10 protein-coding genes are annotated in these 11,941 nt (G+C 42.5%); 7 read left to right on the top strand and 3 right to left on the bottom strand.

The features are described from left to right. Positions 1–68 precede the first annotated feature (68 nt). Complete coding sequence (locus GSQ19_RS23690) at positions 69–458, top strand: hypothetical protein (RefSeq protein ID WP_011320272.1); 390 nt, start codon at positions 69–71, stop codon at positions 456–458. Positions 459–702: 244 nt separating this feature from the next. Here the strand turns inward: GSQ19_RS23690 and GSQ19_RS23685 are convergent, their stop codons facing one another. Both GSQ19_RS23685 and GSQ19_RS23680 read right to left on the bottom strand, forming a co-directional pair. Next, entirely contained in the window at positions 703–897 is a 195-nt protein-coding gene (locus tag GSQ19_RS23685) for a heavy-metal-associated domain-containing protein (RefSeq protein WP_010997864.1), read from the bottom strand. 538 nt (positions 898–1,435) lie between these two features. Continuing rightward, positions 1,436–2,647 carry a bifunctional cobalt-precorrin-7 (C(5))-methyltransferase/cobalt-precorrin-6B (C(15))-methyltransferase gene (locus GSQ19_RS23680; protein ID WP_011320271.1) on the bottom strand — a complete coding sequence of 404 codons (1,212 nt, stop codon included), beginning with the start codon at positions 2,645–2,647 and terminating at the stop codon, positions 1,436–1,438. A 218-nt stretch (positions 2,648–2,865) separates the two neighbouring features. Between GSQ19_RS23680 and GSQ19_RS23675 the strand changes: the two genes are divergently transcribed. The 3 genes from GSQ19_RS23675 (at position 2,866) to GSQ19_RS23665 (ending at position 8,203) form a co-directional block, all read left to right on the top strand. Beyond that, on the top strand, positions 2,866–5,604 hold the full coding sequence (locus tag GSQ19_RS23675; RefSeq protein WP_011320270.1) for a cation-translocating P-type ATPase: 2,739 nt from the start codon (positions 2,866–2,868) through the stop codon (positions 5,602–5,604). Between the two features lie 71 nt (positions 5,605–5,675). Beyond that, on the top strand, positions 5,676–7,091 hold the full coding sequence (locus GSQ19_RS23670) for an aspartate ammonia-lyase (RefSeq protein WP_011320269.1): 1,416 nt from the start codon (positions 5,676–5,678) through the stop codon (positions 7,089–7,091). A 140-nt stretch (positions 7,092–7,231) separates the two neighbouring features. Continuing rightward, a complete protein-coding gene (locus tag GSQ19_RS23665) occupies positions 7,232–8,203 on the top strand; it encodes an Npun_F2552 family protein (protein WP_011320268.1) in 972 nt (323 codons plus the stop codon). Positions 8,204–8,451: 248 nt separating this feature from the next. Here GSQ19_RS23665 and GSQ19_RS23660 read toward each other — a convergent pair whose 3' ends face one another. Further along, the gene (locus GSQ19_RS23660) at positions 8,452–8,631 is read right to left on the bottom strand and encodes a chlorophyll a/b-binding protein (protein ID WP_011320267.1); all 180 of its coding nucleotides are present in this window, start codon (positions 8,629–8,631) and stop codon (positions 8,452–8,454) included. A 364-nt stretch (positions 8,632–8,995) separates the two neighbouring features. Between GSQ19_RS23660 and psbA the strand changes: the two genes are divergently transcribed. From psbA to GSQ19_RS23645, 3 genes are all read left to right on the top strand, one after another. After that, the gene (psbA, locus tag GSQ19_RS23655; RefSeq protein ID WP_011318412.1) at positions 8,996–10,078 is read left to right on the top strand and encodes a photosystem II q(b) protein; all 1,083 of its coding nucleotides are present in this window, start codon (positions 8,996–8,998) and stop codon (positions 10,076–10,078) included. Positions 10,079–10,264: 186 nt separating this feature from the next. Further along, on the top strand, positions 10,265–10,990 hold the full coding sequence (locus GSQ19_RS23650; protein ID WP_224311839.1) for a hypothetical protein: 726 nt from the start codon (positions 10,265–10,267) through the stop codon (positions 10,988–10,990). A 4-nt stretch (positions 10,991–10,994) separates the two neighbouring features. After that, positions 10,995–11,861, top strand: a complete 867-nt coding sequence (locus tag GSQ19_RS23645; RefSeq protein ID WP_011320265.1) for a hypothetical protein — start codon at positions 10,995–10,997, stop codon at positions 11,859–11,861. Positions 11,862–11,941 lie beyond the last annotated feature (80 nt).

The raw sequence follows: 11,941 nt of genomic DNA, 5'->3' as shown, positions 1-11,941 counted from the left end.
CAGAATTACTCAAGGTTATAACTCAGTTACAGTGAACTCAGCATTTTTAGGTAGTGTAGGAGAAAAGCGTGAAGAAAAGAACGATCGCAAAAACACTCATAACATCATTAGGATTTTTAGCTTTATTAACCCCAACTCAAGCCTCTGCACAATTGATACCACAACCTTGGGTTTCTGTGGGCGGCAAAGATGGTGATGTAACTTATGCTGTAGGGGCTAGAGCGTTAAATTTGGGGGTGGAGTTAGGCGTGGGAACTGATGGCGCTACTGGCGTAGATGTGTTGAAGTTTATCAGCTTACCAGTAATTTCACCTTATGTAGGGTTGGGATATTATTCAGAGGATAAAGGCGTAGCTTTTTCTGGTGGTGTGCAGGTTGGTGCGACTGATAATGTTTTCGTGGGTGCTGGATATAATTCTGTCCGTGGGATTAACGGGCAATTGGGTATTAGATTTTAAGAGTAATTCGTAATTAAGAATGTTTGGTACTGTAATGCTTAGGACTTACGCATGAAAAGGAAAGATCAAGGGTTTGGAGGTGTAGCGGTATAAATGTTTGAAACCCTTACACCCCTATACCCTTACACCCTTACACCCGGTCTCAAAAGAAAATCTAGGTGCGTAAGTCTTAATGCTGTTGAGTGGAAAGAATACGGGATACCCGACTTTTCTATACATTCAGGTATCCCGTGGTTCCAGAAATTTATGCAGCCGGATAGCCAGCAGCAGCTAAAGCATCTTTAATGGAAGTTTCTGAAGCTTGCGTTTCTACGTTCACCAGCTTAGTCTGTGGATCAGCCTGAACGATCGCATCAACATCAACTGTCTTTACTGCATTGGTAATGTTGTTTGCACAAGCAGAACAAGCCATGTTGGGAACTGTGAGTTGGATTGTCATAGATTTACGGTGTGAATAAAAGAAACTATCAGGACTCAGCTTGACAACTGAGGCAATTGCCTGGAACTATCCTAATCTCTCTAGTTAGGTGGAGAGTCTAGCGGATGTTACAAGTTTTCTGCTAAATGACGATAGGGTTTTAGGGGTATGGGGGTGTAGGGGAATAAAATTCAGATAAGCAGGGGAAGCACGGGAAGAAAGAGGATTATTTTGAAAATTCTTGTCTTACCCTGGCTTAACATGAATTCGACGGAACCTAACCCCAACCCCTTCCCTACAAGGGAAGGGGCTGAAAATCTATAACTGAGTACCAAATAATCAGGGTTTTAAGCCTCTCCCCGCGTCGGGGAGAGGTACCCTGCGGGAAGCAAGCTATGGAGAGGGGTTCTTCCGAATTTATCGAACTCATGTTGGCTTAACCAAGAAATTCCTTAACTGAACCGTAATTGGGGTTTAAGGGAAAGCGTAAAACTAAATTCTTCCCTCACACCCCTACACCCTTACACCCGGTCTAAAGTTGCCTAAGTCCTTGTCTTCTTTAATCTTTCACCCCTACCCATTGTGTTACAGGAGCCATTGCTCGCCAACCCAAAAATTTACCAATTGGTTCGGCTCGTTGAATGGCAATACGGGTAAAACTGCCACCCACTTTTTCGTACCATTGAAATAAGGTCTGCTCGCCTTCTATGGTGACTACATTAGCAATTAACCTGCCGCCTGGGCGTAATGCTTGCCAACAAATATCAAATAATCCTGGGGCTGTAACTCCACCACCGATAAAAATGGCATCGGGTGTGGGTAAATCTTGGAGGACATGAGGTGCTTTTCCCGCAATGATTTTCAGGTTGGGAGTACCTAAAGCAGCCGCATTATCTGCAATGTATTGTAGTCTAGATGAGTTTTGTTCAATAGCGATCGCCTGACATCTGGGATTAGTCCGCATCCATTCTATCGATATGGAACCACAACCCGCCCCCACATCCCAAAGTAACTGTCCTGGTGTAGGTGCTAAAGTTGATAGGGTAACAGCTCTAACTTCCCGTTTGGTAAGTTGTCCATCGTGGTGATAGGCGTTATCTGGCAATCCTGGTAATCTGGGTAAGGTAACAACACCAGCATCAGCGATACAATGTAGGGCGATCGCATTTAAGTCTGCCAGTTTCGTTTCCTGCCAGGTTGCGGCTGTCCCTGTTAATATCCTTTCATGAATGCCACCCATCCGTTCCAAGACTGTGAGTTGGCTATTCCCAAAACCTCCCTGTGTAAGAATTTCGGCAACAATGCTCGGTGTATTTTTCCCCTCACTTAAAATTAATAACCGCGCACCAGGATATATATAAGATTGCAGCAAAGCAGAGGGACGACCGCATAAACTTAAGGTTTCTACCTCTGTTAAAGACCATCCTAATCGGGCGCAAGCGAGGCTGAAAGATGAAGGTGCAGGGATAATCGTCATTTCCGATATGGGAACTTGTCGCGCCAAGGTGACACCAATACCGTAATACATGGGGTCACCACTAGCTAACACACATACAGATTTACCCCGACGCTGGATAATTTCTGCTACTGCGGTAGTAATAGGAGAAGTCCAAAGAATTTTTTCGCGTGGGTCGTTTGGAGGTAACATTGCTAAATGGCGATCGCCTCCTACAACGATTTCTGCTTGATTGAGTAGAGAAAGAGCGATCGCACTTAACCCCGATAGTCCATCTTCACCAATACCGATAATAGATAGCCATTTCTGCGTCATAAGCTACCTAAAATTACGTGATTTGGAACTGGTTATATTTTTTGTATCGACCGATTTTGTCATAATAAATTTTAATTTGAAAGCAAAACCCTTGACCCTTCTTAATTTACTATCACTTTTCCATCACATTTATTCTTCATAGTTGTCATGATTAGCCCAAGACCAGACAGCTAATGCTCTACGTTTAGCCTGCCTATGGGAAATATTGAGGCAACAAAATGACAGCAACAGTTAAAGAAATTATCCAGTCACACCAATGGCACAATTTATCTGTATCAAAAGTAGCTCAATATTTAGATGCAAACCTAGACACAGGTTTGACATCAAATCAGGTGGCAAAACGGCAGGAAAGCTTTGGTGCGAATGAACTCAAAGGCAAACAGGGAAGCAGTCCCATAGTCAGATTTCTTCTACAATTTAATCAACCGTTGCTGTACATTTTGCTGATTGCGGGTGCCATCAAAGCCTTAATTGGGCAGTGGGTAAACGCTTGGGTGATTTGGGGTGTCACCTTAATTAATGCCATTATTGGTTTTGTGCAAGAATCAAAAGCTGAAAGTGCGATCGCAGCTTTAGCTTCTTCAGTCCAAACTAATGCAACTATCTTTCGCAACGGTCAAAAGGTACAAGTTCCTTCAAAGGAGTTAGTCCCAGGGGATTTAGTACTACTGACTTCTGGTGATAAAGTACCCGCCGATTTGCGTCTGATTCAGTCCCGCAATTTACAAGTGAATGAATCTGCCCTCACTGGCGAGTCAGTTGCTATTGAGAAAAATACCGAACCTGTGGATGCAGATGCAGTTTTAGCAGAACGCAGCAACATGGCTTATGCTGGCAGTTTTGTGACCTTTGGCACTGGTAAGGGGATTGTTGTAGCCATTGGGGAAGCTACGGAAACCGGGCGGATATCCCAACTGATGGAGCAAGGTACAAGCCTCAAAACTCCCCTAACACGGAAATTTGATAAATTTAGCCGCACATTACTATACATAATTCTGGGCATCGCTGCCCTAACCTTTGCCGTCGGACTGGGATACGGTAATTCCTGGGCAGGTATGTTTGAAGCGGCAGTGGCTTTTGCTGTTAGTGCCATTCCTGAAGGATTACCTGCTGTAGTGACGGTAACATTGGCAATAGGTGTTTCCCGGATGGCGAAGCGACACGCGATCGTCCGGAAATTACCAGCCGTGGAAACCCTCGGCGGTGCTACAGTTATCTGCTCGGATAAAACGGGTACACTTACCGAAAACCAGATGACTGTACAGGCGATTTATGCAGGTGGTGAATACTATACAGTTACAGGGACGGGTTATATTCCCGGAGGTGAAATCTTATTTGATGAACAGCCAGTAGATTGGCATAGTTCTCCCGTATTGGCAGAATGTCTGCAAGCCGGATTGTTATGTAATGACTCCCACTTAGAGCAGAAGGAAGGAGAATGGCAAGTTATCGGCGATCCTACTGAAGGAGCGTTGATAGTTGTGGCAAATAAAGTGGGGCTGACTAGTAATAACTTAGAAGCAGAAATGCCCAGGCTGGATGTTATCCCCTTTGAGTCTGAGTTTCAATACATGGCAACTTTGCATGAAGGGGGGAGTGGAGAAAATTCTACAAAAGTCAGGACTATATATGTAAAGGGTTCCGTTGAGGCAATTGTGCAACGTTGTCAGCAGATGTTAGACGCTGGAGGTAATCTTGTTTCCGTGGATGCCCAGACTCTACATCAAGAAGTTGAGGCAATGGCTCATCAGGGTTTGCGGGTGTTGGCGTTTGCACGGAAATCTGTATCTATTAGTCAAGATTCCCTGGATCATGCAGATATCGACAAAGATTTGGTTTTCTTGGGATTGCAAGGAATGATCGATCCCCCAAGAGCAGAAGCGATCGCCGCCGTAGCTGCCTGTCAAAATGCGGGGATTCAAGTCAAAATGATCACAGGCGACCACGCTGCCACAGCACAAGCGATCGCTCAACGCATGGGCTTTAATCAAAATGGGGAAGTTCTCGCCTTTACTGGCGCGCAACTAGCCCAAATGTCACAAACACAACTGGCTACTGCTATAGAAGATGGGGCTGTATTTGCCCGTGTTGCCCCAGAACAGAAACTCCGCCTCGTAGAAGCCTTGCAATCAAAGGGCGAAGTTGTAGCGATGACGGGAGATGGTGTGAACGATGCACCAGCCTTGAGACAAGCAGATATTGGCATTGCAATGGGGGGTGCGGGTACAGAAGTAGCCAAAGAAGCCGCCGACATGATTTTGACTGATGATAACTTTGCTTCCATAGAAGCGGCGGTGGAGGAAGGACGAACTGTTTACCGCAATTTATTAAAAGCGATCGCCTTTATCTTACCTGTGAATGGCGGCGAATCCATGACGATTTTAATTAGTGTATTACTCGCCAGAGAATTACCAATTTTATCTTTACAAGTCCTCTGGTTAAATATGGTTAATTCCATCGCTATGACGGTACCCTTAGCCTTTGAACCAAAGTCCCCACGGGTAATGCAATTACCACCCCGTAGCCCCCGTGAACCATTACTCTCCAAAAGTTTAGTCAAGCGCATCTTCACAATTTCTATCTTTAACTGGATATTAATTTTTGGTGTATTTGAATGGATTAAACAATCTACAGGCAATATAGATTTAGCCAGAACAATGGCAATTCAGGCTTTAGTATCTGGAAGAATTGTTTATCTTTTAAGTATTAGTCAATTAGGAATTGCTGCCATTAATTTCCTGCGAGGAGTTAGGCAGAAACTTAGCGATATATCAGCCATAGCTATCGGCATTGTAACTACAATAATTTTGCAGATAATTTTCAGTCAATGGAACTTGATGAATCAGTTGTTTGCTACTGCTCCATTGAACTTAACTCAATGGTTAACTTGCCTACTTGTTGGTTTACCCATGATTCCCGTAGCACTTATCGTCAATAAGTTCGACCCCCTGGACTGAATCATTGGCAAATAGCTTTTTAGTCTGTTTGCATGGCATGATCTGTATTTTGAGATTATCTCCACAATCAGATGACTACAAATACAGATTTTCGTATTGAACGCGATTCGATGGGCGATCGCCAAATTGCTAGTGATGTTTATTACGGTATTCAAACTCTCCGAGCCATTGAAAATTTCCCCATTAGCGGTCTTAAGCCCTTACCTACTTACGTAGATGCTGGTCTTCTAATTAAAAAAGCTACAGCAATTGTCAATGGAGAACTAGGCTGTATTCCCCAAGATATTAGCCAAGCGATTGTGCAAGCAACCGATGAAATTCTGGCAGGGAAGTTAAGGGATCAGTTTGTCGTGGATGTTTATCAAGCCGGTGCAGGGACATCCCACCACATGAATATTAACGAAGTCTTAGCAAATCGGGCTTTGGAAATTCTGGGTGAAGAAAAAGGTAATTACAAACGAGTTAGCCCTAATGATCATGTGAACTATGGGCAGTCTACCAACGATGTTATTCCTACTGCAATTCGCATCGGCGGCTTATTGGCACTGACCAAAACATTACAGCCAGCATTAGAAAAAGCGATCGCTGCTTTAGAACACAAAGCTGTAGAATTTCAAGATATTGTCAAATCCGGCAGAACCCATTTACAGGATGCCGTTCCCGTCCGCTTGGGTGATAATTTCGCCGCTTGGGCGCATATCCTCTCAGAACATCAAAACCGCATTTACACCGCCTCTGGAGACTTGATGGTACTCGGTTTAGGTGGTAGTGCGGCGGGAACAGGCTTAAACACCCATCCCCAATACCGCGCCCGTGTGGTTGAAGTATTGGCAGAACTACTCAACTTACCACTCCAACCCGCACCCCATCTCATGGCTGCTATGCAGAGTATGTCCCCATTTGTGAACGTTTCCGGGGCAATACGCAACCTAGCCCAGGATTTAGCAAAAATCTCTCACGATTTACGGCTGATGGACTCCGGGCCAAAAACTGGCTTGAAAGAAATTCAATTACCCCCAGTACAACCCGGTTCCTCAATCATGCCAGGCAAATATAACCCCGTCATGGCAGAGATGACATCGATGGTGTGTTTCCAGGTGATGGGTTACGATCAGGCGATCGCTCTTGCAGCCCAAGCCGGACAATTAGAATTAAACGTGATGATGCCGTTGATTGCCTATGATTTAATTCACAGCATCGAAATTCTGGGGTCAACTATCGCCGCCCTCACAGAACGCTGTATTCAAGGAATTACCGCCAACAAAGAACGGTGTTTAGCCTACGCCGAAGGCAGTTTAGCTTTAGTTACTGCCCTCAACACTCATATTGGTTATTTAAATGCCGCAGATGTTGCCAAAGAATCTTTAAACACAGGAAAATCTCTACGGCAGATTGTGTTAGAAAAAGGACTGATGAGCGAAGCAGAGTTAGCCACTGTGCTAAATCTAGAAGAAATGAGTAGTATATTGCCACTCCAGGCAGAGTAATTAAGGGACTGGGGACTGGGGACTGGGGATTGATTTGTCTTTAAGCTAATACGTGTATAAATTACATAACTACTAAAAAGGACTGTCAACAGTCAACAGTCAACAGTCAACAGTCAATAGCCATACTTACAAAATCATCTATGCAGAACCAAAAACCATCTGTCAGCCTGATCCGGGCTACTTCCTACGAACGGGAAGCGTTAAAGAACTCTCTTGTCACCTTGCTAGAACCTTTTGGGGGGATGGCTGCTTTTGTTAAACCAGGACAACGGGTTTTACTGAAACCTAATTTACTCACGGGTGCGCGTCCCACTAAAGAATGTACCACCCGCGCCGAACTAGTGTATGCTGTTGCCCAAATGGTAATCGCCGCAGGTGGTAAGCCCTTTCTGGGGGATAGTCCAGCTTTTGGTAGTGCTAAGGGTGTAGCGATCGCCAACGGTTATCAGCCACTTATTCAAGAACTCAATCTGCCAATCATCGATTTTCATGGCAAACGTTACGAAACTGTTAGTGAAAACTTTAATCACTTGCTACTGAGTAAAGAAGTCATAGAAGCAGATGTGGTGATTAACTTACCAAAAGTCAAATCCCATGCTCAATTAACTTTAACTTTGGGCGTAAAAAACCTCTTTGGTTGTGTTCCCGGCAAAATGAAAGCATGGTGGCACATGGAAGCTGGGAAGGATGCTGACCGATTTGGGGAAATGTTGGTAGAAACTGCCAGGGCAATTAACCCAGATTTAACTATTTTAGACGGCATTATCGGTCATGAAGGCAATGGCCCCAGTGGCGGCGAACCTCGTGCCTTGGGTATATTGGCAGCCGCATCAGATATATTTGCCCTAGATAGAGCAATGGTAGAAATTCTGAACGTTCCACCCCATCAAGTGCCTACCGTTGCCGCATCCCAAAGGCTAAGGGTTTGCCCAGAACTTGCTGATGTTGAGTTTCCCAACTTACATCCTGATTTATTAAAAATTTATGATTGGCAACTTCCCGATAAGTTGATGCCCATTGATTTTGCTATGCCCCGTGTTATTAAGTCCACTTTTAAACACTTCTATATCCGCTTTATCAAAGAACCCATGAGTGCCTATGGTAAACAGTAACCAAAAAAACCGCCACTAGATTAGGGCGGTCTGGTTAAGCAATCGGAGGGTAATATCTAGCCTATTCTGCTCATCAAGATGTTGCTGTAGCAGGATTTGCAGTTGTATTTACTCAAAAGCTCAAGTTAATCATTTTTAGGCTGTTCAGTCCAATAAGGTGCGTCAGTGCGATAGAACCTAAATATACTTAGAAATTATTCACACTGACGCACCCTACTAAGCTTGGAACAGAGCTTGCTTATGTCAACTTACAAAATGCCCCAAAAATGGAGAAAGCCTTGGCCTGAGAAAGCTTCAATCAACACGATAGATAGAAACCCAATCATTGCAAAGCGACCATTCCAGCTTTCACTCTCAGTAGTGAAACCAAAACGCACAGCATTAGGACTTTCGGAAACAGTAGACTTAGGATTTTTGAAACCAGACATAAACAAAACTCCAATGTATTGCGTTGTACAGCTTTCACTGTCTGTAACGTAATGTAACAGATGTTGAAGGGAATGGAAGATTCATAAGTCTTTTTCTGTCTAGGTTGCATCATCTATTGATGTCCTAACACTACTGGCGATCGCTAACAATACCAATTCAAAATTCAAAATCAAGAAAGAACAAGCTTTTGGGGCTGTACATCTGTTTTCAAGTTGGTATTACCTTTTTATATAATTAAAACTTATAAAGCATATATATTTTACTGATATTAATTAATCACCCAATTTTTGTAAAGCAGTGTAAAGTATTGTTACAGGCAAAAAACACCTGCCTAATTCATAAAACCAACGTAATCATAAAGACATGACCGCAACCTTACAACAGCGCAAAAGCGCCAACGTATGGGAACAGTTCTGCGAGTGGATTACCAGCACCAACAACCGCCTATACATCGGTTGGTTCGGCGTACTAATGATCCCCACCTTGCTAGCTGCAACCACCTGCTTCATCATCGCCTTCATCGCCGCACCTCCAGTAGACATCGACGGCATCCGTGAACCAGTAGCAGGTTCCTTAATCTACGGAAACAACATCATCTCAGGTGCAGTTGTTCCCTCCTCCAACGCCATCGGTTTGCACTTCTACCCAATTTGGGAAGCAGCATCTCTTGACGAGTGGTTGTACAACGGTGGTCCTTACCAATTGGTAATCTTCCACTTCTTGACCGGCGTATTCTGCTACCTCGGTCGTGAATGGGAACTATCCTACCGCTTAGGAATGCGTCCTTGGATCTGCTTAGCATTCTCCGCTCCCGTAGCAGCAGCAACAGCAGTATTCTTGATCTACCCAATCGGACAAGGTTCCTTCTCCGACGGTATGCCCTTGGGTATCTCCGGCACCTTCAACTTCATGATCGTGTTCCAAGCAGAACACAACATCTTGATGCACCCCTTCCATATGTTAGGTGTAGCAGGTGTATTCGGTGGTAGCTTGTTCTCCGCAATGCACGGTTCCTTGGTAACTTCCTCCTTAGTTCGTGAAACAACTGAGAACGAATCACAAAACTACGGTTACAAATTCGGTCAAGAAGAAGAAACCTACAACATCGTTGCAGCACACGGTTACTTCGGTCGCTTGATCTTCCAATACGCTTCCTTCAACAACAGCCGTCAATTGCACTTCTTCCTAGCTGCATGGCCTGTAATCGGTATTTGGTTTACCGCGTTGGGTGTAAGCACAATGGCGTTCAACTTGAACGGCTTCAACTTCAACCAATCCATCATCGACTCACAAGGTCGTGTAATCAATACCTGGGCTGACATCATCAACCGCGCTAACTTGGGTATGGAAGTAATGCACGAGCGTAACGCTCACAACTTCCCCTTAGACTTGGCTGCTGGTGAAGTTGCTCCTGTTGCTTTAACCGCTCCTGCTATCAACGGTTAATTTTCAACTAGGTTTAATAAACTTAGTTAAATAAAAAATACCCTCCAGAGATGGGGGGTATTTTTGTTTGGTTCAAGGAGATAGTTGAGATGGAAGATGGTATAGAATTAACGAAATCAACCCTAATGGAGATGTTTCTTGACGGCAAAGAGGACTCGACTACAGGCTAGTGAGATTAAACCCAGGTTGCAAGTTCTAAAAAAGAAAGCTTTATTGATAGAACCTAAGTTGGCATCTAGGATTAAAGAAATTGGAATTACACTATCTAAATATAAAAATGAGCTTCTTGATAAAAAACGATTTTTAATAGAGTTTCTCAATGAATTTTATTACGATATTCAAGCTTATATATATGAGATTAAACCAATTGTAAATTTCTCTGAAGCAGAAATAGAAAAGTTTTGTCAGCAAAAGAAACTATCCGTAACTGAGTATTACTGGTACACTGTCATATTCCCTAATTGGTTGAGTCAAGAAGACCCAAAATTTTCTTACTGGATGGAAAAGCTTATACAAGAAGAGTATATTGGCAGCGATGAAGATTTAATTTTAGCCATAACTCAAACCATTAATGCTAGAACTGACGGTAGTGCTTCAGAACGTTACATTCTAGATTTATCTATGGCTACAGATTTACTGGTTAGTCATTTTCCGACTAAACTTGAGCCTGTGTTTGTTCAGCTTACAGGTATTTCTAACTTGCGGGATGGACAGCTTAACCCTGACTTTTTGAATAAGCAGCAGCGATGGAGTAATACTTTATCATGTTGGAATATTAAACGGGCTTTACTGGTGGCTCATGATGCCCAAGTGAACACTCCAGACAATCTACTCAAGTTAGCAGATGTTATGCTTAAAGAAAGTAGCGATCGCCCTGCCAATTTTTTTGATATTATAACCTTCCCTGGATAGCATTATGACTAAAGATGTAAAGATTTATAATCAATCCAGTTCAGAGGTAGATGGTAATTATCTGGAAGCATCCCAACAATTGCAGCTAGATAAACAAAATTATGGTGCTGATTATATTCATCTTTATGTTGATGATATAGAAGGTGATTGGCTAGAAAATTGGGATTGGGAAGAAGATTTAGCAGATTATATTGAGGCTTTTTATCATCATTGTGAGCAGGGAAATTATCAATTTGCTTTTGATACTTTGAAGGCTTGTGATGATATTTTAAATCAGCCTGAGAATTATAAAAAAAGTTTAGAACTCTATAGTTATTTGGTTCAAAAATTAGAATCATTAGAAATGGCAAAACTGGCTGAGATAAATAACCAAGATATTTTGGCACAAGCTAAACAGAGCGTTTTAAACTTGAAAAATAATAAATCAAGAGAAAATATGTCAGAAGAAATTACTTTTACTATAACAGAGCGAAAAATCACTCGTATAGAATATATACGAAAACTTTTAGAAAAAATTCACAATGGAGTGATTAGAAAGACTTGGAAATTCCAAGGTGAGTTGGAATGGACAGATTGCTCTGATTTTTATAATCTAAAAGGAACGGCTTCTAGTGGAGATTTTACCGTAAATTTCGGAGTGATTGCTTTCACTAAAGATAGTTATTACTTAAGTATAAAAAAAGGCTCAGAACCAGAAGAAACAATAGTTAATGAAGAATGTGATTCTGAATTATTTAATCACGATAACCGCTACATAGATAACGTCAATTTTAGCTATGAAGAATTTAAATTAATCAAAGAGTATTTAGAAAAGATTGAGCAAGCAAATTGGCAGTCTAAGTTCTCTGATTTAGATGCTTTACCTGAATAAAATATTGTAAATAACTATTGCCTCGACTGCATCCGATAGGCAATCAACAAAATAAGTCTCATTCTGATTAATCTTCATTT

This window comes from Trichormus variabilis 0441, assembly GCF_009856605.1.
GTDB classification, from domain to species: domain Bacteria; phylum Cyanobacteriota; class Cyanobacteriia; order Cyanobacteriales; family Nostocaceae; genus Trichormus; species Trichormus variabilis.
Note: the sequence above shows the minus strand (reverse complement) of the source record. Positions and strands in the feature narration are given on the sequence as shown.

Coding starts and splice junctions, on each gene's coding strand:
- GSQ19_RS23660 (WP_011320267.1), bottom strand. CDS start 8,631: ATGTCTGGTTTCAAAAATCCTAAGTCTACTGTTTCCGAAAGTCCTAAT.
- GSQ19_RS23665 (WP_011320268.1), top strand. CDS start 7,232: ATGCAGAACCAAAAACCATCTGTCAGCCTGATCCGGGCTACTTCCTAC.
- GSQ19_RS23680 (WP_011320271.1), bottom strand. CDS start 2,647: ATGACGCAGAAATGGCTATCTATTATCGGTATTGGTGAAGATGGACTA.
- GSQ19_RS23685 (WP_010997864.1), bottom strand. CDS start 897: ATGACAATCCAACTCACAGTTCCCAACATGGCTTGTTCTGCTTGTGCA.
- GSQ19_RS23645 (WP_011320265.1), top strand. CDS start 10,995: ATGACTAAAGATGTAAAGATTTATAATCAATCCAGTTCAGAGGTAGAT.
- psbA (WP_011318412.1), top strand. CDS start 8,996: ATGACCGCAACCTTACAACAGCGCAAAAGCGCCAACGTATGGGAACAG.
- GSQ19_RS23675 (WP_011320270.1), top strand. CDS start 2,866: ATGACAGCAACAGTTAAAGAAATTATCCAGTCACACCAATGGCACAAT.
- GSQ19_RS23670 (WP_011320269.1), top strand. CDS start 5,676: ATGACTACAAATACAGATTTTCGTATTGAACGCGATTCGATGGGCGAT.